Annotated in this window: 23 protein-coding genes; 13 read left to right on the top strand and 10 right to left on the bottom strand. The window is 46.1% G+C overall.

The window, feature by feature from the left end:
- Positions 1 to 9 precede the first annotated feature (9 nt).
- From ACFO8Q_RS14555 to ACFO8Q_RS14535, 5 genes are all read right to left on the bottom strand, one after another.
- Positions 10 to 687, bottom strand: coding sequence for an ABC transporter ATP-binding protein (locus ACFO8Q_RS14555; protein WP_380026537.1), 678 nt, complete (start codon positions 685 to 687; stop codon positions 10 to 12).
- Between the two features lie 18 nt (positions 688 to 705).
- On the bottom strand, positions 706 to 1,494 hold the full coding sequence (locus ACFO8Q_RS14550) for a hypothetical protein (protein ID WP_380026536.1): 789 nt from the start codon (positions 1,492 to 1,494) through the stop codon (positions 706 to 708).
- A 12-nt stretch (positions 1,495 to 1,506) separates the two neighbouring features.
- The gene (locus tag ACFO8Q_RS14545; protein WP_380026535.1) at positions 1,507 to 2,322 is read right to left on the bottom strand and encodes a hypothetical protein; all 816 of its coding nucleotides are present in this window, start codon (positions 2,320 to 2,322) and stop codon (positions 1,507 to 1,509) included.
- Positions 2,315 to 3,130 carry a hypothetical protein gene (locus tag ACFO8Q_RS14540; protein WP_380026534.1) on the bottom strand — a complete coding sequence of 272 codons (816 nt, stop codon included), beginning with the start codon at positions 3,128 to 3,130 and terminating at the stop codon, positions 2,315 to 2,317. Before ACFO8Q_RS14540 ends, ACFO8Q_RS14545 begins: the two co-directional genes overlap by 8 nt.
- 82 nt (positions 3,131 to 3,212) lie before the next feature.
- Positions 3,213 to 3,608: a hypothetical protein gene (locus ACFO8Q_RS14535; protein ID WP_380026533.1), complete on the bottom strand. Its 396-nt coding sequence runs from the start codon at positions 3,606 to 3,608 to the stop codon at positions 3,213 to 3,215.
- 1,108 nt (positions 3,609 to 4,716) lie between these two features.
- On the opposite strand from ACFO8Q_RS14535, the gene ACFO8Q_RS14530 reads away from it, so the two are divergent.
- The 5 genes from ACFO8Q_RS14530 to ACFO8Q_RS14510 all read left to right on the top strand — a co-directional run bounded on the left by ACFO8Q_RS14530 (position 4,717) and on the right by ACFO8Q_RS14510 (position 9,849).
- On the top strand, positions 4,717 to 4,791 hold the full coding sequence (locus ACFO8Q_RS14530; RefSeq protein ID WP_380026555.1) for a hypothetical protein: 75 nt from the start codon (positions 4,717 to 4,719) through the stop codon (positions 4,789 to 4,791).
- A gap of 11 nt (positions 4,792 to 4,802) precedes the next feature.
- The gene (locus tag ACFO8Q_RS14525; protein ID WP_380026532.1) at positions 4,803 to 5,720 is read left to right on the top strand and encodes a flavin monoamine oxidase family protein; all 918 of its coding nucleotides are present in this window, start codon (positions 4,803 to 4,805) and stop codon (positions 5,718 to 5,720) included.
- A 228-nt stretch (positions 5,721 to 5,948) separates the two neighbouring features.
- Positions 5,949 to 7,040 (top strand): D-xylose ABC transporter substrate-binding protein, encoded by a 1,092-nt coding sequence (xylF, locus tag ACFO8Q_RS14520; protein WP_380026531.1) that lies wholly within the window; start codon positions 5,949 to 5,951, stop codon positions 7,038 to 7,040.
- A gap of 97 nt (positions 7,041 to 7,137) precedes the next feature.
- Positions 7,138 to 8,649 carry a xylose ABC transporter ATP-binding protein gene (locus tag ACFO8Q_RS14515; protein ID WP_380026530.1) on the top strand — a complete coding sequence of 504 codons (1,512 nt, stop codon included), beginning with the start codon at positions 7,138 to 7,140 and terminating at the stop codon, positions 8,647 to 8,649.
- A complete protein-coding gene (locus tag ACFO8Q_RS14510; RefSeq protein ID WP_380026529.1) occupies positions 8,650 to 9,849 on the top strand; it encodes a sugar ABC transporter permease in 1,200 nt (399 codons plus the stop codon).
- Positions 9,850 to 9,884: 35 nt separating this feature from the next.
- Here ACFO8Q_RS14510 and ACFO8Q_RS14505 read toward each other — a convergent pair whose 3' ends face one another.
- Genes ACFO8Q_RS14505 through ACFO8Q_RS14495 form a run of 3 tightly spaced genes read right to left on the bottom strand, consistent with a single transcriptional unit; the run spans position 9,885 to position 12,601 of the window.
- Positions 9,885 to 10,175: a hypothetical protein gene (locus ACFO8Q_RS14505; RefSeq protein WP_380026528.1), complete on the bottom strand. Its 291-nt coding sequence runs from the start codon at positions 10,173 to 10,175 to the stop codon at positions 9,885 to 9,887.
- Positions 10,176 to 10,232: 57 nt separating this feature from the next.
- Positions 10,233 to 11,075, bottom strand: a complete 843-nt coding sequence (locus ACFO8Q_RS14500) for a VanW family protein (protein ID WP_380026527.1) — start codon at positions 11,073 to 11,075, stop codon at positions 10,233 to 10,235.
- Positions 11,076 to 11,104: 29 nt separating this feature from the next.
- A complete protein-coding gene (locus tag ACFO8Q_RS14495; RefSeq protein ID WP_380026526.1) occupies positions 11,105 to 12,601 on the bottom strand; it encodes a Mur ligase family protein in 1,497 nt (498 codons plus the stop codon).
- A gap of 90 nt (positions 12,602 to 12,691) precedes the next feature.
- On the opposite strand from ACFO8Q_RS14495, the gene ACFO8Q_RS14490 reads away from it, so the two are divergent.
- Both ACFO8Q_RS14490 and trpS read left to right on the top strand, forming a co-directional pair.
- Positions 12,692 to 13,576 carry a VanW family protein gene (locus ACFO8Q_RS14490; RefSeq protein ID WP_380026525.1) on the top strand — a complete coding sequence of 295 codons (885 nt, stop codon included), beginning with the start codon at positions 12,692 to 12,694 and terminating at the stop codon, positions 13,574 to 13,576.
- 89 nt (positions 13,577 to 13,665) lie between these two features.
- Positions 13,666 to 14,646, top strand: coding sequence for a tryptophan--tRNA ligase (gene trpS, locus ACFO8Q_RS14485; RefSeq protein ID WP_380026524.1), 981 nt, complete (start codon positions 13,666 to 13,668; stop codon positions 14,644 to 14,646).
- A 55-nt stretch (positions 14,647 to 14,701) separates the two neighbouring features.
- On the opposite strand, the gene ACFO8Q_RS14480 is transcribed toward trpS, so the two are convergent.
- Positions 14,702 to 15,580, bottom strand: a complete 879-nt coding sequence (locus ACFO8Q_RS14480; protein ID WP_380026523.1) for a C40 family peptidase — start codon at positions 15,578 to 15,580, stop codon at positions 14,702 to 14,704.
- A 123-nt stretch (positions 15,581 to 15,703) separates the two neighbouring features.
- On the opposite strand from ACFO8Q_RS14480, the gene nifS reads away from it, so the two are divergent.
- The 4 genes from nifS to ACFO8Q_RS14460 all read left to right on the top strand — a co-directional run bounded on the left by nifS (position 15,704) and on the right by ACFO8Q_RS14460 (position 18,287).
- Positions 15,704 to 16,843 carry a cysteine desulfurase NifS gene (gene nifS, locus ACFO8Q_RS14475; protein WP_380026522.1) on the top strand — a complete coding sequence of 380 codons (1,140 nt, stop codon included), beginning with the start codon at positions 15,704 to 15,706 and terminating at the stop codon, positions 16,841 to 16,843.
- A 52-nt stretch (positions 16,844 to 16,895) separates the two neighbouring features.
- Positions 16,896 to 17,606, top strand: a complete 711-nt coding sequence (gene sleB / locus ACFO8Q_RS14470) for a spore cortex-lytic enzyme (protein ID WP_380026521.1) — start codon at positions 16,896 to 16,898, stop codon at positions 17,604 to 17,606.
- Positions 17,607 to 17,686: 80 nt separating this feature from the next.
- Positions 17,687 to 17,881, top strand: a complete 195-nt coding sequence (locus ACFO8Q_RS14465) for a hypothetical protein (RefSeq protein WP_380026520.1) — start codon at positions 17,687 to 17,689, stop codon at positions 17,879 to 17,881.
- Positions 17,882 to 17,933: 52 nt separating this feature from the next.
- Positions 17,934 to 18,287 carry a rhodanese-like domain-containing protein gene (locus ACFO8Q_RS14460; protein WP_380026519.1) on the top strand — a complete coding sequence of 118 codons (354 nt, stop codon included), beginning with the start codon at positions 17,934 to 17,936 and terminating at the stop codon, positions 18,285 to 18,287.
- A 1-nt stretch (position 18,288) separates the two neighbouring features.
- Here the strand turns inward: ACFO8Q_RS14460 and ACFO8Q_RS14455 are convergent, their stop codons facing one another.
- On the bottom strand, positions 18,289 to 19,065 hold the full coding sequence (locus tag ACFO8Q_RS14455; RefSeq protein WP_380026518.1) for an ABC transporter substrate-binding protein: 777 nt from the start codon (positions 19,063 to 19,065) through the stop codon (positions 18,289 to 18,291).
- A gap of 89 nt (positions 19,066 to 19,154) precedes the next feature.
- Between ACFO8Q_RS14455 and ACFO8Q_RS14450 the strand changes: the two genes are divergently transcribed.
- Both ACFO8Q_RS14450 and ACFO8Q_RS14445 read left to right on the top strand, forming a co-directional pair.
- On the top strand, positions 19,155 to 19,412 hold the full coding sequence (locus tag ACFO8Q_RS14450; protein ID WP_380026517.1) for a hypothetical protein: 258 nt from the start codon (positions 19,155 to 19,157) through the stop codon (positions 19,410 to 19,412).
- A 255-nt stretch (positions 19,413 to 19,667) separates the two neighbouring features.
- A complete protein-coding gene (locus ACFO8Q_RS14445; protein ID WP_380026516.1) occupies positions 19,668 to 20,141 on the top strand; it encodes a helix-turn-helix transcriptional regulator in 474 nt (157 codons plus the stop codon).
- The last annotated feature ends 260 nt before the right edge of the window (positions 20,142 to 20,401 follow it).

The following is a 20,401-nucleotide window of genomic DNA, read 5'->3' as shown; positions in this document are numbered from 1 at the left end:
GGCATGTTCTTAACGATATATTTTGTTTCGAACGATTTCCGGGACTTGTATTGGGATGAGTGTTTGATTCTCGAACTCATAGACCTCATCGCACAACAACTGGATGTCCTCCATTATATGGCTCGACAATAAGACTGTTTTTCCTTTTTCCTTGAGTGATAAAATCAGATTGCGTATTTGTTGGACGCCATTTTTATCGAGACCATTCATCGGTTCATCTAAAATTAATAATTCAGGATCTTCCATAATTGCTTGGGCGATAGCTAATCTTTGCTTCATTCCTAACGAGTATTTCTTCACGCTTTTTTGATTCTCAGGATCCAATCCAACGTTGCGAATCGCCTCCTTAATTTGCTGTTGACTAATCAGATTTCGGATGGAAGCTAAGTATTTCAAATTTTTGTATCCTGTAAATTCCGGGATAAAACCGGGCTGTTCAATAACGGCCCCGATCTGATCTGGAAAATCAAGATCAATCCCCAACTTCTTTCCGAAGATTTCGATCGCCCCACGGTCAGGGACTAGAATGCCGCAAAGCAATTTGAAGAAGACCGATTTACCGCTGCCGTTATGACCGACAAAACCATAGATCTTCCCTCTATGAACCTCCAAACTCACATCTTTTAGAACGGTTTCGCCCCGGAAAGACTTTGTTACATGACTTGTCTTAACCGCAAAATTTGACATTCCACATCACCTTTTCCGTTAGTAATTTGAAACATTTCTTGATACGCTTCTGTACAAGAAATACAGTGCAACCATAACCACTACACATTGCATCACAACAAAGCTCGAAATCGAGTTCATACCACTGCTCACAGATAAAACGTTATATTTTTCTAACGCAAGATGGCTGCCAATCCAGAGGTTGTGCTCCGGAACAACCAAATTAACTAAATAGACCATCATTACCGTAACATAGCTGTACCCTAGCTTCCCGAACCTATAATTTAACAACATCTGAAAAACACTCATTGCAAAACTTCCAAGTACTTGAACCATGCAAACCAATAGAAGGAACTTCCACAGAGAATAAGGAGTCTCGGGCAAACCATCTCGAACGAAAGGCAGCGTAACCCCGGCCCCTTCGTAAATGCTGCGCTGGATAAACCAAGCTGAAAGATCATACAAGAGAAAATACACAACGTTATACCAAAAAATTACTACCAGATGTGACAATAGCCAATACTTCGTTTTCGATACCCTCAACATCGTATAGAGCAAATTTTTCGCCATATTGTTCTCAATGTACAAATCGATGAAGTACATTAGCAGGAGGTAAGGCAACAGATGGTGCAACAGGAGAAGAATATTCGCGCCGATGGATCCGTAGGCGCCGAACTGCAAAATCAAGGAATCATAGACCGAGAATTCCCCATTAAAATAGAAAACATTGAACGAGCCTAACAGGCCAAACAGAAGAATCGCGAAGATCCACTGTCGATAGGTAAAATGGAACAAGTTAAATTTAATAAGATTGATGAGTCTGTCCATTGGCTCTTACTCCTAAAATTCCAAGTTTTTGATGGTCAAGCGCAAAAGGAGCATCATCAAGGCTATCCCCGCCACTGGGCCTGCATTAAAAACGAAAACAACAGACAAGGCGTCCGCATATACCGTGAGGAATGCCAAATAACTGCTCTCGATACCCAGAAAGGGAACGAATTGCAGAAAAAAGTTGGCTTTTAGAATCCCGTTTGCAAATAGAACAACGGCTACAGCCAACATCGCTTTGGTGTTGCGATGTTTTTTGCTCCAGGTATAGATCAGCAAATACAGAATGGACACCAACCATACACCCAGCAAATATCGAACAAAAATCATACCCGATGCCTTCACAGGTGTGACAAAAGGGGCATAAGTCCCATGCCATAGGGCAGACACTCCCTGGCTCCAACTGGAATCATACCCTTGAAAAAGCAGTGCCAGAAGACAGACGAGACCAGTAAATAGCAGAGTGTAGACCATTCCCAAAGCAAGCAGGCTCCCGATTTTTGCATAAAGCCAGTTCGTTTTCCGTCGTAACCTCAGCATTATGTAGTGGGGGGCATGCTTATCATGACATACATCAAAAACATAGGACAAAAAGAAGAAAAGGAAGAAATACAGCTGGATATTCTTGTTGTCTAATATATCGAAAATTACGTCCCATGAATTCATCGATTCAATGGAATTCTTTAAACTCACATTATCCAGGAGGGTCATCACCACAACGATCAAGAGAAACACCAAAGTTTTGAATTTAATAGACGCCTGACTGATTTTCTGTTTCGAATACTGCAGAACCACCGCACGATCCCAATAGATTCCGGTTTTATCCATTTATTCTCTCCATTCTTGTTCTCGTGGTATAAATTGCCAGGCTGAGGAGAAGCAGACCCGCAAGAGACCCATACATAACCCCCGGATTTACGAAATCGTGGTACATTATAGCAAACCACTGCATCGGAGAAAGATTTTTGAGATAAACTGATTCCAACACAAAATTGCTAATGGCATAAAACAAAAACGGAGCGACAAATACTATGATCTTTCTCTTTACAAAACTGGATAAACATAAAGCAATACTGGCAAAACAGGCTCCCAGCAGGAAATGGCTTGCGAAAATCATCCAGATATACAATTCAGGATGGATAGAAAATACCGACGCAAGGAAGCCAATTGGTTTAAACAGAAAAGCCGGAAGAACTTCATTTTTAAATACCAGAGAAATAACCGTGTAGAACAAGAATTCCGGAAGGAACACCGCCAAACCTCCGACCAGGAAATTCACCATAAACTTCGTTCTCACATAAGCTGTGTACGAAGTCCTGAAGGCGACAAAATAAAAAAAGTTTAGGTTTCTTTCTTCCAGAAAAGAGGCGGAATAGGGCAAGATCGCAAGAAGAGGATAATAGAATGCCAAATAGAAAAAGCTTTGATGCCAAATATGGTATTTGTTTTGCCCGTTGGTGATGAACTGCTGAATCACTTCCGTATTTCCTATAATATCAGGCGCATCCAGATCAGCAAAAGTGATTGATTTTAAAATTCTTGAATAGGCGGATAAACAAATCAAAACAAGACCAATCACAACGACAAATAACATGCGTTTGTTCAATAAACCTCGTTTTAATTCTTGCAAAAACATTCCATCACTTCCCTTTTGTTTTGCTGGAGAACGGAGGAAGCTTCTCCGACAAAGGAAAAGCCTCCTGGATGTTCGAATGAAATTAGTAGCTATCCGGGTTCCAAGCACCTTTGATTGAATATGTCTTCGAGTTTGGATACGCTTCCCAAATTTTCAGCCGATATTGATAGCCCTGTTTGCCGCCCATATTGGTTAACACCTGGGCTCCGGGAGAGCTCCAACTCCCAATCGAGCTTCGCTGAAGATCATTGCTGTTCACCATCATAATATTGGCTGTCCAGTTGAGATCCATAGCGGTTACATTAACAACCGGATTCTCAGTGTCGGTAACCTTGTACGCATAAGCGGTGTAAGCAGTGTCAGAGAACCAGCCAGTGGTAACGTCGAATTGGAATTTGTAGTTGTACGCCAAAGCGGACGTAGACAAGATGCCTGATGCCAAGCCAACAACTGCCAAAGCTTTTACCTTTCTCTTCATGATCATAACCTCCTTGTTTGTTCATCATGTTCAAATCGCAAATGGAAAAGTACGTGATCAGATTCTGTCTTGTATAAAATCCCCCCTGTTTTTAGCAGATTTCTCCTATCTTTACTCCACAAAGCGATGATGTTATATTGGAAACAGTTCTTTTCCCCAAGCAGGTTTTGTGAAGGGAAGGAGGCTAGAGTCGCTCACCAAATGGCACCTGCTAAGTTTCTGTTTGGTGGCGGCTCTCTTTTTATTCATCAGATCAACGTTTTAATAAAACGATTGATCTGAGTGAACCCCTCTTTTGATACTCTTGTAAGCTACTTCCTTCAAAATTCTCATGACCATATTTTTACACATTTCCCACATATCGTACAGGCTGCAAATCCCTTTTCTACCTAAATTAACAGAATATACCTCCCTTTCCCTTTCCCTTTCCCTTTCCCTTTCTTTCTGATTCTCTGATTTACTTACTAAAACAAATAGTTATGGGATGTATTATAAAATAGTTTTGAGAGAGTACGGTCTATGCCGTGATCCCTGATTGTAGTAAGCGGTGACAACAATCTCTCTTGTGTCCCTTAGCCGCGCAAAGCGAAACCACCTGGTCAAAGATTTCTGAAAGACCTGGCTATCCTTAAAACGACGGGCCCATTTGACTGAATGTAGAGTGATCGGGTGCGTCTTCCGCAAGGTCTAATGTCATCACAGGTTGTGATCACAGGTTAATTAACATGTATTTGTACTGCAGATTAGCTCGCTTCTACATCATCTCATTCGCATAAAAAAGACTCGTGCATCTTTTTCTACACAAGTCTTCCAAAATCATTTTTCGTTTGCTTGTCAACAGCCCCAAAATGAGAGGGCCGGTTTGCTATGACCCCCATACTTAGGAGAATGGATTGTTGAATAGGATGGCATAAGTTGAATCCGCTGCAGTTTTAAAGGAGAGGATGACGGTGTCAACTCCTATCCCAACCTCTTAGCCCCCTGACGAGATGATCCGGATTATCCGCCACGGACCCGAAAAAGCTAGAGTTGCAAAAAAGAATATCATTGTCGGGGTGGGTTTGGCCGGACTGGTTGCGGCTTCTTTGCTGAAAAGGCAGGACATAATATTATAATCCTTGAAGCCAGCAATAGAGTGGGAGGACGGGTGTACACCCTGCGACCTCCTTTTAGCGATGGATAGACGCAGGCGCGATGCGTATTCCTGAATATCATTATTTGGTTTTCGAGTACATTCATAAGTTCGGTCTGCAGATTCACCCGTTCATTAACGAAACTCCAGAGGAGGTCATTTATGTGAACGGAGTCAAAACCAGAGCGAGAATTTATCACCGGCAGCCCGACATTCTTCAATATCCGGTAGCTCCACATGAAGCGTGGAAAACAGCTAAACACCTGTTCAATTTGGCTGTAAAGCCTATCGTGGATTTTATAAACAAAGATCCGATTCGAAATTGGTCTCTGGTGGTAAAGAGATTCGACAAATATTCGATGTACACTTTTTTGAAATTCTATCCGCATGAGTTTGGGACCCCTTTTTCAGAAGGCGCTATAGAAATGATGGCAGTACTTCTTGATTTGGAAGGATTGATGGAAGAGTCATTTTTGGATATCTTGCGGATTAATATGCCCTTGGTTCAGACTCGCTTCTACCAAATCACAGGAGGTAACGCTCGACTGCCGGAAGCCTTTCTCCCTCAAGTGCAGGAAGACATCGTGTTCCAACAAAGAATGTCGAAAATAGTGCAGTATAAGAACGGTGTAACCATCCACTCGATCCACCAGAGCACCTTAGAACCCTACAGTGTGACAGGGGATTTCGCAATAGTGACAATTCCTTTTACAGTGCTGCGATTTGTTGAGGTTGAACCGCGGGATTCTTTTTCACACAATAAATGGAAAGCCATTCGCGAAATGAACTTTGCGATTTCCACCAAAATCGCGATAGAATTCAAAAGCAGGTTCTGGGAAAGAGAAGGCCTCATGGGCGGCAAAACAGTGACTGACCTGCCCATCCGCTTCACTTACGCAGCGCTTGGGGGAAATTCGATTTCTCTCAAGCGCTTTTTTTGCAAGAGGGAGCCTAAAGTAAGTGACTCAACAGTGTTTTAATTGTGTGTCGTTTGTGTGTTGATCATCCTCTTCCTCCGATTCCAACAACAGCAAATTTTCTTTATAGATTAAGTATTCAGAATGTTTTTGCACACAAACAACACAGTAGTTGGAACGATTCTTGCTGCATAATTCAATTGAGTGTGGAAAACGGGAAAGGAGGAGAAAGGAAACACAGACAACTCTTATGAAAGCGGTAACCAGGATTCTAGTAAGGGGGCAAAAACGGTGAAAATTTGGACCAAAAGAGTATTTACAGGATTATTAACAGTTGTATTGGCAAGCGGTGTAACCGCGTGTTCTGTTGTGAACACAGGGTCTTCTTCGAAACAATCGGATGAAGCGAAAAAGGACAAGAAAATTGTTGTAGGTTTCTCGATGGATACGTTGAAAGAAGAGCGCTGGCAAAAAGACAAAGCACTCTTCGAAAAGAAAGTCAGAGAACTTGGCGCGGACGTGAAAACGCTTGCAGCCAATGGCGACAGCGCAACACAACTCAGTCAAGCTGAGCAATTAATCAGTGAAGGTGTCGATGTACTGGTTGTTGTTCCCTACAACGCGGAGGCAGCTGCCGCTATCGTGAAAAAAGCACATGACGCGGGAATTAAGGTTCTGTCCTATGACCGCTTGATTAAAAATGCAGATGTTGATTTGTACGTATCGTTTGATAATGTGCGTGTCGGTGAGATGCAGGCAAAAGCCATTGTTGCGAAAGCGCCAAAAGGAAACTTTGCCTACATCGGCGGTGCGGATACGGATAACAACGCCATCTTATTCCGTCAAGGTGCCATGAATGTGTTAAAACCTCTTGCGGATAAAGGCGATATCAAAATCGTCTATGACCAGTACTCAAAAGACTGGAAGCCGGAAGAAGCTCTGAAGAACATGGAAAATGCTCTTACAGCCAATAAAAATAACATCCAGGCGGTTGTAGCGGCGAACGATGGTACAGCAGGCGGAGTCGTCCAGGCCCTTAAGGGACAGAATCTTGCGGGAAAATTACCTGTATCGGGCCAGGACGCTGAATTGGCGGCACTTCAACGCATTGTAGAGGGCACACAGACAATGACCGTTTATAAGCCGATCACCAAAATTGCCAATATGGCGGCCGAACTGGCAGTGAAGATGGCGAAAAAAGAAACCGTTACCGAGGCCGAGCAGAAGGTAAATAACGGAAAGATCGATGTTCCGTCTGTTCTCCTTCCTCCCGTTCCCGTGTCGAAAGAGAACCTGGTCGAAACAGTGATCAAGGATGGCTACCAGAAACTCGAAGAAGTATTCAAGTATGTGCCGAAAGACCAATGGCCAAAGGTTAACTGATCAGATTCATAAAGAGTTGAACAATGGGAAACGTACGGGCTGTTCAGGATTAGAGTCCGTACGTTTTCTCACTATCTTTCACACGGGAGATGGAAGTATGTATGCACTGGAAATGAACTCAATTACAAAGGAGTTTCCCGGCGTCAAAGCACTCAACAAGGTGAGTTTTAATGTTCGTCAGGGGGAGATTCACGCATTATGCGGAGAGAATGGGGCGGGGAAATCAACCCTCATGAAAGTGCTGTCGGGCTTATACCCGGCTGGAACCTATGAAGGAGAAATTCGAGTTTTTGGCGAGACGAAAGAATTTCAACAGATTAAAGATGCGGAAGATGCTGGGATTGTAATTATTCATCAAGAGTTAGCGCTGGTAAAAGAACTGACTGTAAGCGAGAATATGTTTCTGGGTGTTGAACCCGGAAAATATGGAATTGTCGATTGGAATGAAATGTATCTCCAGACTAAAAAATGGCTGGAACGTGTAGGTTTGGATGCAAGTCCCGACACCAAAGTGGGCCGGTTGGGAATCGGACAGCAGCAATTGATTGAGATTGCCAAGGCATTAGCCAAGAATGCCAAGATCCTGATCCTTGATGAGCCGACGGCTGCTTTGACGGAAACCGAAGTGGAAACGCTTGTGGATATCCTGGACCAGCTTCGAAAGTCAGGGGTTGCATGTATTTATATTTCTCATAAATTGAATGAAGTCTTTCGCTTAGCTGACACGATTACCGTGTTGAGAGATGGCCAGTCGGTTGCTTCCCTTCCCACTTCCGAACTGGATGAAAATCGGGTGATCGCTCTCATGGTGGGACGTGAATTAACCGAGCGATATCCTTGCGTTGAGAGGAAAACCGGGGCGGTGGTACTCGAAGTTGACGGGTATAATGTCTATGATGAACAATTTCCGGAACGAAAGATGATTGAGAATATTTCTTTTCAGCTGAGACAAGGTGAAATTCTTGGCATAGCAGGTTTGATGGGAGCGGGGCGGACCGAGCTGGCCATGAGCCTGTTTGGCGCATACGGAGGACAAGCGGACGGCACGGTGAAAATTGAGGGGAAGCCGTTAAGAATTCGTTCCGTCTCAGATGCCATCAAGTCAGGCCTCGCTTATGTTTCGGAAGATCGGAAACGGTTTGGGCTCGTCCTGGAAATGGATGTAAAAACAAATATCAGTCTGCCAAATATCGGCAGAATTAGCAGGGCAAGCGTAATCAATCAAAACGAGGAAATAAAATTTGCTGACTCATACCGCAGAGAGATGCGGATTAAAGCGGCAACACTTGAAACGGCGGTCGGCTCTTTGTCGGGCGGTAACCAACAAAAAGTCGTACTGAGCAAATGGCTGATGGCAAATCCGAAGATCCTGATTCTCGATGAGCCGACAAGAGGAATCGATGTGGGTGCCAAATACGAGATTTACAACCTAATGAATCAGCTCGCGGAACAGGGGGTTGCGATCATCATGATTTCATCGGAATTACCGGAGATCCTCGGCATGAGTGATCGCATACTGGTCATGCATGAAGGGACAATCGCCGCTGAGTTTTCACGCCGAGAAGCTACACAAGAATCGATCATGGTTGCCGCAACGGGGGGAAAATAGATGGAAACCGTCAAAAATTCAGTTCAAAATGTCAATATCAACGGAAAAAATGCGGGTGCTGCCTTACGTGCACAGCTGAGCAAAATTGATATTCGAGCGTATGCCATGGTGGCTGCGCTGCTTGCCATTTGGATTTTCTTTGGGGTTCTGAATGACACATTTTTGTCGGCAAGAAACATGTCCAATCTCTTTACGCAAATGGCTGTGACTTCGATCCTGGCGATTGGAATGGTATTGATTATCGTAGCGGGTCATATTGATCTGTCGGTTGGCTCTGTAGTCGGTTTGACAGGCGGGGTAGCCGCGATTCTCAGCACCTGGATGGGAGAACCCACTTCCGTCGTAATTGCCGGAACCCTCGCAGCCGGATTCGTAATCGGGTTGGTACAAGGATCGCTGATCGCTTATGGAAATATTCCTGCATTCATCGTCACATTAGGAGGAATGCTTGCGTTCCGGGGCGTTTTGATGAGCATTACGAAAAGCACGACAATTTCTGTTTCCGATCCTGCATTTCTTATGATTGGGAGCGCTTATTTTGCACCGGGATTCGGTTTGATTCTCGGAGGAGCGGCAATTTTGGCGATCGTCTACAGTATCTGGCGCAAACGCACAGCCAGAATGAAATACGGATTTGATGTGTCTCCACTCTACAGGGATGTTCTAAAAATGGTTCTCTACAGTAGCTTGGTCCTGGCATTTGTTTTTGCCATGAATGCATATAAAGGGATTCCCTTCCCGATTGCTTTTGTAATTATTGCGGCGATTCTGTTTTCGTTTGTCGCGAATCGGACCAAGTTTGGGCGCCATGTTTATGCAATCGGAGGCAACCTGGAAGCGGCACGGCTCTCGGGGATTAATATTAAAATTCGAGTGTTGATCCTCTTTGTTTTAATGGGCCTCTTATCGGCTGTCGCTGCTTTGATTCTTACTTCCCGTCTGGGATCTGCAACAATATCCGCCGGACAAAATTATGAGTTGGATGCGATTGCAGCCGCTGTCATCGGGGGAACCAGCTTGATGGGGGGCGCTGGCACAATTGTCGGTGCTCTGATTGGTGCACTTGTCATGTCAAGTCTTGATAATGGCATGAGTTTAATCGGGTTGGAGACGTTTTGGCAGTATATTGTGAAAGGTACCATTCTGGTACTCGCCGTGTGGTTTGATATTGCCAGCCGGCAGAAGAAAAAACTCAAATAAGCCCCTGTGATCAGGGGCTTTCTCATTTGACGCATCTACGTGCGGGGGTTTTTGTCCTGCGCTTCCAATGTTTCTTTCAGTGTATCGCTTGTTGTAATCGGATTCGGATTCAACCCTTCATCGGTTTCAACAGAATCAAGATACCCGGTTTCCGGGGTAAAGCGTCGGCCCAATTGAATTCCTCCGGCAGGCATTTTATAGTCCCTTTCGCCTTCGACCCTGTTGCCTCCAACTGTGCTTCGGGCTTTCAAGCTTCTTGAAATTAAATAAAACGCCAGAAGGGCCGATACTGCCAGAACCATCACATATACAAATCCGGCTGTCATGTAATCACCTCTTTGCTGCTTAGGTTTCCCGTAAATCGGTGAGGTGATGAACAATGCTTACTTACCGTAAATTGTTACCGTAACGACACCGTCGTGCAATTTGCTTTTCACAATCACAGGTGTAGAACGGTTATTTTTAAAGATAAAATCGTAGCCTTCCTCAATGTAAACCATCGCATCTTTGCCAGACGGTACATACGAGACAGGCAGACTGTGCGGGTGGCGTTCGACAACCTCCAACCCTGCCGCAGTTACGGCATTGAAAAGCGTGGTAGAGACTTGGCAGATGCCTCCACCGTACATTTGAACCACTTTACCGTTTTCAATTCCCGGTCCCGGTTGGTATCCGCGTTCTGCAGTAGGAAAGCCGGTCACCTTATTGAATGACAGGGTTTCTCCCGGCATAACAACGGAGTCGGTCAGGAAATTGGAAGCCAGTTGAATATTTGCAAGATATCCTTTTTCATAAGGGAGCTTGGTGGAGAACTCGCCGATTTTCTCGTATCCGGCCGGAACCTCGGTTACCAGATGACGTGCACCTACAGCTGCCGGAACAGTTCTCAAAACCGGCTCCACTTTTGAACCGGGTGTTGAATTCAAAATCCGCTCTCTTGTTTTCTCCCGATCGAGAGCCTTCCCAGGTGTCTCCCAAATGATTGTATTTGTATCATAATCCTTATGGACCGGAATCGCCGGCTTTTCATAGCGGGCGGCCAATTGGTCCAATGTCCGCTCTACAGACTTCGGATCTTTAGGGTTAACGGCAATCTCTCCAACCGTCACGGTAGGCTGTGCCAACGCGGACAGGGTTGAGCAGCCGGAAGATAGAAGGGTTGTACCAAGAATAAGAACCGTCAGGACGGATGCCCGACGGCTCTTTGAAGTGAATTGCTTCTTCATTGTCGAGCCTCCTCTGCATTGAATATAGTTTACATAACTATTCTAGCAGAGGACGGTTCGTTCACCAAATCCTTTATCTTCCGGGTCTGGGACAGAATGCTGTATCCATCATCCATCCCTTGCGCTCCTAACAGAAAAACCAAGTCGCCCGCGGATGCGGTCTTTGCTAGATGCTCAATCGCTCGAGGCAATTCGGCATAGTAGGTATGGGGAACCCCTTTTTTCCGTAATGTCTCGAGAAAAACAAACTCCTCATCCGGGCTCACCCGATCATTGATCCCAACATGTCCTTCCGATGAGGTAACAATAATTTGAGGCTTTCTCCGTTTCCACGAATTGTACCAGTCGGCCAGTACACGCGCATTCTCCCTGTTTACCTCTAATCCTCGATTCCCGCGAATCGCAAATCCAATGTGCATCCGTTTGAAATTTTGCGGTTGAAAGCTCGTTAAAACCGCTTCTATTGACCCGGGATTCATCGCTGTATCATCCACAATCTGCACTCCACGCCATTCATGCAGTTGCATGCGGCGAATTACGGGATCAAATTTTTTCAACGCTCGTCTCATGCACAATGGATCCAGTCCCGATAAGATGCCCGCAAGAAGGGCAGCAAGAGCGTTCGACACGTTATGAGTTCCGGGCAGTCCAAGTTGAAACGGAAACGACTCAATCAATCGATCATACTTGTGCAGTTTAGAACCGAGCTTTACAAAAAATTGGCTTCCGGTTGCAGAGACGTGAAGTGATCGAATTGACAGATCGGCCTCTTGATTCCATAAAGAATAAGAGAAAACTTCTCTGCGGCTCGCTAGTCCAGCCTGTCGGACAAGGGGATCATCCCAGTTGTAAATCCCGATTTTATTCGGAGACAAGGTGTTCATAAAGGACTTTTTCGATTCGAAATAAGCTTCCATCGATTCATGAAAATCAAGGTGATCCGGGGTTAGATTCGTGAAGATTCCGATTGAAAAATGGGTTCCTTCTATCCGCTTCATGTCAACCCCTTGCGCCGACACCTCCATCACCACGTGCCGGGTGCCGACCGCCAACATTTCGGACAACATTCGCTGCAGATCAGGTGCTTCGGGGGTGGTTAAGTCCGCCGGCGTACGAATCCCGTTCACCTCATTTTCCACCGTACCAATCAGTCCGCAGGGAATCCCATTTTCTTTAAAAAAGGAATGAATCATCGCCGTAATCGTGGTCTTTCCGTTTGAACCGGTTACACCGATTACGTGCTGGTTGGCAGATGGATGTTGATAAATAGCGGCGGACAAGCGGGCTAACCACAAACGGGGAGAATCTGTCAGATATGTGGGAATGGGAGCCGAAACTTCCCTTTCACAGACCAGGCTCACGGCTCCTTTTTTGATCGCCTCCTCAATGTAGTTATGCCCGTCTCGAATTGTTCCTGTTAAGGCAACAAATACGTATCCTGGTTGAACTTTCTTCGAGTTATGGGTGATCCCCCCAAACTTATCGGACCCCTCCTGAATGGCCGTCAACAAAGCTTCTACCCTCATTCGCTCACCCGCTTTTCGCAATGTCATTACCATGATATGGGCGGATGTGGGGTTCGGTGAGTGCGAACACTAGAGACAGGAGGTGATTGAATGCGTGCTTCTCAGAATCGGATTGTGTTATTGGGAGCTGGCATGTTTCTTCTGTTGAGCCCAACAATCGGCTGTTTGCAGCAATCTTCACCGGAGCCTCCGTCAGGTTCGAGATTTTCCTCTTATCGAGCCGATCGAATTCCTGTCGGCGTCCAATTAGGTGATCATTCACTAGGGGGAGTGCCAAAGGGAGAATTGTCCTCTCATTTGCAAAGGCTTGCCCCGCAGTTTAAAGAAAAACCGCAAAATGCACACAAACAAGCGCAAAGCTTCAATTTGGTTCCGGAGCGTCCCGGTCGGGAACTGGATGTTGAGAAGACGGAACAGCGCATTTTGCAAGCCAAACCGGGCGAACGGGTAGAGCCGATCTGGAAGACCGTCCCGCCTGCTGTTACCGCTGCAGATCTTCATCCGGCAGCGCCGGTCAATGCCAAGCGGATAGCGCAATTTTCCACACCGATCCTGGATACCAAACCGGACAGGGTGGAGAATATTCGAGTCACCGCCCGATTGCTCAATAATTCAGTCGTAGAACCGGGGCAGGAATTCTCATTTAATAAAATTGTCGGTATGCCAACCGAATCCAAGGGGTTTAAAAAGGGAACTGTATTTGGAGATGATGGTGAACTGAAACAGGAACTGGGAGGCGGCATGTGTCAAGTGTCGTCAACCTTATATAACGTGGCTCTGGATTCTCATATGCAAATCACCGAGCGTCATCCTCATTCGAAGCCTGTTCCTTATGTTGGGGTTGGGCGGGATGCGACAATTTATGATGATAAAGATCTGCGTTTTCGAAATACGCTGGATAAACCGCTGATTATCAAAAGTTGGGTAAGCAATGGGCGGATCTATGTGGTTTTTTATCAACCAAGCCGTGGCTAAACGGATCCTTCCTGCTCAATGGGAGGTTCCTTTTTTTGCATGTTTTGTTATACTGATAACTATATATTTGCAGAAGTTGGGGGTTACTTATGAAACGCGTATTATCGGGTGTTCAACCGACTGGTGATGTGACGATTGGAAATTACTTGGGTGCGATAAAGCGATTCGTAGACTTTCAGGAGACAACCGAATCGTTTTTTACCATTGTCAATCTGCATGCGTGGACAGTTCCGCAGGATCCGGCAGTCTTACGGGAAAAAACGATCAACCTCGCCGCGCTCTATCTGGCTGTAGGACTTGATCCGAACAAATCGACGATCTTTGTCCAATCGGATGTACCGGAACATAGCGAGTTGGCATGGCTGCTGCAATGTATGGCTTATTTCGGAGAACTTGGCCGCATGACACAGTTCAAGGACAAGAGCGATGGAAAGCAAAATGTGACGGTCGGTTTGTATACCTACCCTGTACTTATGGCGGCCGATATTTTGCTTTATCAAGCCGATCAGGTACCGGTGGGAGACGACCAAAAGCAGCACTTGGAGTTGACGCGTGACTTGGCGGAGCGGTTTAATAACCGTTTCGGTGAGATTTTTAAAATTCCGGAACCGCTGATTGCCGAGTTTGGCGCACGAATTATGGGGCTCGATGATCCAACCAAGAAAATGAGCAAAAGCGCCCCAAGCCCTTTCAATCGGATTACGCTTGCGGATACTCCGGATGAAATCAAGTCCAAAATCATGAAAGCCATAACCGATACGGAAAATGAGATTCGTTATGATCCCGAAACAAAGCCTGGCATCAGCAACCTGTTGACGATTCACAGCCTGTTCTCCGGCGAATCAATTGAACAGCTGGTGGAGCGTTTTCAGGGACAAGGCTACGGTACTTTGAAAAAAGATCTCGTGGAAGTCGTAGTGAACCATCTGCAGCCGATTCAAGAGCGTCATCGTGAGCTGCTGGCGTCTGGCGAAGTCTTGAATGTGCTGAAGCATGGTGCGGAACGGGCGCGTGCGGTAGCAGCCACGACTTTACAGGCTGCCAAAGAAAAAATGGGGCTTGTTCTCTAAGTATTGCAGATGGTAAAGGTGAACCCCCAGTAGTTGAACTACTAGGGGGTTGACTTTAAAACATGCGCTTTACGGCTGAAATACGCTTATACCAATACGATCCGGGTTTTAATGGCAGATACGTACATTTTCCTGTTCCGCCACCCATTTGAATCATCCGGCCATCCCCCATGTAAATGCCTACATGCCCTCCATTGTTAAATGCCACCAGATCGCCTGCCTGCATTTGTGCGACAGGAACGCGAACTCCTACAGTACGGTACTGTTTTCTGCTGGAAGTGGTAAATAAATAGCCTAAAGCGTGATGATATACATATTCTGCATAATTTGAACAGTCAAATCCAACCTGTCCTCGATCCTCATTATGTCCCCAAACATATTTCATCCCTAATTTTGACTCGCCAACTTTTCGCAGGGCTGCCACTTTCTGTTCTCGGCTGGAGTTGGGAGCAGCCAACGGTGTGATATCGCCATCCATTCTCACACCGGGCGGCGGTATGGGAACCCTTGCAGCCCCTGCACTTTCCGCCATACCTGAGGCGTGTGGACTGTCCGAATCGCTGTCAGTGTGATCGAGAACTGACAATACGTTTTGGTCGCCGTTCATTACTGTAATTCGATCGATCTTTTTGTCAGGATGCATGTAGGTAACATAGTCTTGAACAGAGTCCAGATTCTTCGGGTCCAAAACGGACTCATCACGAAGATTCATAGCGTCCGCTTCCGAAATCGGGCGAGCGTGGATCACGATTTCATTTCCGTTTCGATATTCGGTTTTTTCAGCCCGCAGGAGATCCGGAGTTTTAGTGAATGCCTTTTGGGCTGGCGCTGGTGGCGGGGCCGGTACCGCCTGTTGCCTTGGGGTTCCCGAACGTGTCGTCTGGCAACCGATCAGTGTTAACAAACATACGGAGACAATCAGAAGTTTACGCATAGAGTCCCTCCTAACGGATAAAAAAGAAATTCTTATTTAGGATTCGCAATAATTGGGACGCTATACAGCCTACACTACCAACAAGAGATTTTTTGATATACTCAAAGCGGAGGAGGAATTGTCATGCGGACAGTGTACTTGGATCACGCAGCAACAACACCGGTTCGTCCGGAAGTCATAGATGTGATGGTGAACGTATTAACGGAAGCGTTTGGAAATCCGTCATCGGGGCATCAGTTTGGGAGACCCGTTCGGAAGCTGATTGAGCAGGCCAGGCAGCAAACCGCCCAAGCTATAAACGCCCGCCCTCAAGAGGTTTTCTTTACAAGCGGCGGAACAGAAGCGGATAATCTTGCTATCTTGGGTGCGGCTCGTGCGAACGCGAATAGAGGAAAACACCTGATTACAAACACGATTGAACATCATGCGGTTTTGGATGCGTTTTCCCATTTGAAACGAGAAGGTTTTGAAGTGACTGTACTGCCTGTTGATGAATATGGTTTTGTGTCTATAGAGACATTCCTTAAAGCGCTGCGGGAGGACACTGTACTCGTCTCGATCATGCATGCAAACAACGAAATCGGCACCATCAATCCAATTGCGGAAATCGGCTGCATCTGCCGGGAACAGGGCATTTTGTTTCATACCGACGCCGTGCAGAGCGTTGGCAAAATTCCCGTTGACGTGCAGGCGTTAAACGTCGATTTGTTAACACTGACCGGCCATAAAATTTACGGGCCGAAAGGTGTGGGTGCCTTGTACGTTCGGGGAGGAGTACAGATAGCCCCACTGGTTCACGGAGGGGGTCAAGAGAAGGCGATTCGTCCCGGAACGGAGAACGTCACGGGCATTGTGGCATTGGGGAAGGCGCTTGAAGTGGCCGTGGAAGAGTTGGAGGAAGAGTCGAAAAGACTGGCAGGACTCCGTGACAATTTGATTCAGGGCGTGATGGACGGTATCCCGAACAGCCGTTTAAACGGTCACCCTACGGAACGGCTGCCCCATAACGTGAACTTTTCTTTTCCCGGGCTCGACGGTCAGATGTTGATTCAACAGCTTGAGCGGAAAGGAATCGCCGCTTCGGCGGGTTCTGCCTGTACATCGGATTCGGTGGAGCCGTCACATGTGTTGCGGGGAATTGGCTTGGAACGAGGAACCGCACTTGGCTCTGTCCGATTGAGTCTTGGCAAATCGACAACGGAAGAAGATATCGACTATGTGATTGCACAATTAAAGGAAAGTGTTGCGCTGCTTCAACGCTAGACAGGAAAATTATTCCTTTATAGTGCAGGCTTTTCCGCTGCATGATAAGGGTATGAAAACATATCGAACCTTACTGCTGATCATTGTCATTCTCTTATCCAGTTTCGGGTTGACCCAGTCCTCTTCACTGAAAAACGAACCGGTGCCCGCCTTCAGCAAAGTAACAACTTACAAAGGTCATCGCGGAGGGGACGTATGGGAGATGCAGGGACGTCTCAAGTATTTGGGGTATTACAAGGGAAGAATTGACGGCGTGTTTGGCGATCAGACATACTGGGCCCTTAGAAATTTCCAATACAGGTTTGGATTAAGGGTTGATGGAATATTAGGACCCAAGACCAAACTAATGCTTTGGAAAGCCACTAAAAACTGGCGGCCCGGGGCGTCAGGAACCGGCTCTTCCCGATTTTCCCCAAACGACATTCGTTTGTTGCAGCGAACCGTGTATGGCGAAGCAAGGGGGGAACCTTATATCGGACAAGTGGCTGTGGCGGCTGTAGTACTGAATCGGATCGATCATTCCCGTTTCCCGAACACCGTGGCGGGAGTGATTTTCCAACCGGGAGCCTTTACAGCCGTGGATGACGGACAGATCTGGCTGGAGCCGAACTCCACGTCGAGAAAAGCTGCCTTAGATGCAATTAACGGATGGGATCCTTCGAGCGGAGCTTTGTACTACTTCAACCCGGCAACGGCCACCTCCAAATGGATTTGGAGCAGACCTCAGATTAAGCGGATCGGCAAGCATATTTTCACAAGGTAACATATCAAAGGGGTGCATTGACGGCACCCTTTTTTTATAGTACTTATTATTCAACAATACCTTATTGGGGGAATGGGGTAATGGGAGGCAAAATTCATGACTGGATGTATGCGGCTGTGGTATTGGGGCTTTTGCAAATCGGGGAACTGATGTACAATCGATTTGGCCTTAAATTGGCAGGTGAGATTTTCGCAATTTCCGGAATGACAGTGGCGGTTGTCTGGTTGGGCACCGTTGGAGTGAGGCTCATCCGGAATGTAAAACCGAATAGGTAAAATCGGGCCCCCTTTCCACAGGGGGCTTTGTTTCAGAAAGGGAGTTTTTCGAATGACAGAAAAACAGATTGAACCCAAAGCATTTTTGGCGAAGCTGCAAAACAAAGAGCTCGACGATGCGATTCTGTTGGACGTCCGCGAGCCTTTTGAATGGACGGAGTCGCACCTGAAACCGGTGAAGTTGATTCCGATCAATTCCATTCCGGCACGTATGCACGAACTCCCGAAAGACAAACCGATCTACTGCATCTGTGCTCACGGCATTCGCTCCTATCATACCATGTTGTATTTGCTGCAGAACGGGTTTGCCGATGTCACGAACGTGTTGGGCGGTATGGCCGAGATCGAGCGTTATATTGCAGGTACTGACCTTGAATGTCTATGGATACGGCAAGAATCCAAATAGGTTATTCGCCATGGAGCAACTGAAACAGCTGTTCCAACCCGTCAAACAGACGCGGGGAGGGCCGACAGTACAGACCTTCTTCCAGTACATAAATCCGGTTGTTCCGAATGGCTGGGATCTGCTCCCAACCGTCCCTGTTTCGTACAGTAGCAAGGTTGATTTTTCGGGGATCCACGCCGGGCCAAACAACAAATATATAGTCGGGCTGCCGGTTGATAATTTCTTCCGCCGTTTGATAAACTACGCTGTCACCGGGTTTGTCATGAAAAATATTCACCGCACCGGCAAGTTCGCTGATTGGGGTCAGCCATGTCCCGCCAGCCGGAGAAATGAAAGGCCGGGGCCACCATTCCCAGTACAAGCGGGGAGTGGATGTGCGCTTGGCCGCTTTTTCTTTTACATGTTCCAAGCGTTCCTGTAAGGAAGAAATTACTTCTGACGCTTTTTTCTCTGTCCCTGTATGGGCACTCACCAGGTTGATATCATTGTAGATTTCCTCAATTGTTTTGGGGTTCAGAACCACATGGGGGATTCCGCGTTCCTGAAGCCGTTCAATATTTTTCTCCATTCCGGGCACAGAGAGAGAAGCGACTACCAAATCCGGTTCATAGCTTTCCAATTGATCCATGTTAATGTTCAAATCCGGACCCAACCGGGGGAGTTTGCTTGTTTCATGGGGCGGCCAGTCGGAGTAATCATCAAGCGCCACCACTTGATTCATAAGTCCAAGTGCATGCAGGATTTCAGTATTGCTTGGACAGATCGATATAATTCGCAAGGGAATTCCTCCTCAAAAAATGGATTGTGGATGGTGTGACACTCGTGTACAATGAGGACGATATGGTTTTGTAAAAGAGGTGACTGGAAATGGTAATGATTATGCTTTTGGCGTTGCTGGCACTCATTGTCTCGTTTGGTGCAGGTTTTATATTAAACATGTTAACAAAATTTTGGATGAGCAGTGGAGTTGTTTTTGTCGGTCTGTTCATTTACATTATGCTGAAAGTGGGAGGAAGCCTGCAACTGGTGGATTGGATTCTGCTGCTTTTGGTGGCTTTCGGTGCCTTCTCGAGCGCTTTCGCAATCCGAACTTTAAAGAGTCGCGGATTCCGGATGTTTCAATAAGATAATCTGTAAGATGTCTTCAACCCCGTGTGCACATTGCACGGGTTTTGTTTTTTCCACGGCAAAGCAATTATCGAAACCGTTACTTACTCCACGGAGGCAACTTTCCTGTCTAGATAATTGTTCTCTCTCAGTATGTTTTTGCATACACGCCATTGATTGTGGTTAGTTGGAATTGACATTTTTATCCTCGTTGTGTAAAATTACACTAAATATTACTAAAGTGTATATAATGCAATAAAGAAAGGTGTCACGATGGCCGCTCATCAGGAAAATCAACTCACTCAAGAATTGTTTGATCAATTGGTCTCGGAAAAGTTGAAATTGATCCGTGTTGAAGCGGATGTAACACAGGACAGAATGGGGGAGATGATAGGTATCTCGAAAAAGACACTCGTTCAGGTGGAAAAAGGACGACAAACTCTGGGCTTTACTGGTGCAGCATTGGTTGCCCTGCTGTTCCGTAATGGGGAGATTATGCAATCGTTGTTTGGGGAATCAGTTGTAGAGATCATTGACTTGGTTGCGTCTAACGGAAAATCGAAAGTATGGTATAAGACGATGGGCGGGAAAGTGTGGTGGACGGAGGTCAGAAGAAGCGGCGATTTCATTGTACAAAAGCATATTGTGACAGGACACCACCGGATTATCGACCAAAATTGGTATCTTCACTATTACAGTCTGAATCCGGTAGAGGCACTCAAGAGATTGAAGGAATTGGAGAAATAAAAGAATAATTTCCAACTTTTACATCGGATCGAATTGGACACCTTTTTATATGTTATAGTAGCTCGGAATTAGAGGCATGATTCTGAGTCTAATAAGGGGTGAGTGGGTCAAAAATCGTCTATTTTTTAACCGTGGAACGCATTTTCAAAAAAAAGAGCATGCCAAATAACCTGACAATATCGGGTTTTTAAAAAATATGGAACAGCCCTGTGACTATGCAGTTAATTGGCTTGCAAACCATTCGTCCAGTGAAGGAAGGT

Origin of the sequence: Effusibacillus consociatus (assembly GCF_042652925.1) — a bacterium.
GTDB lineage: Bacteria > Bacillota > Bacilli > Tumebacillales > Effusibacillaceae > Effusibacillus > Effusibacillus consociatus.
The sequence above is the reverse complement of the archived record's forward strand: the minus strand, read 5'-3'. Positions and strand labels throughout refer to the sequence as shown.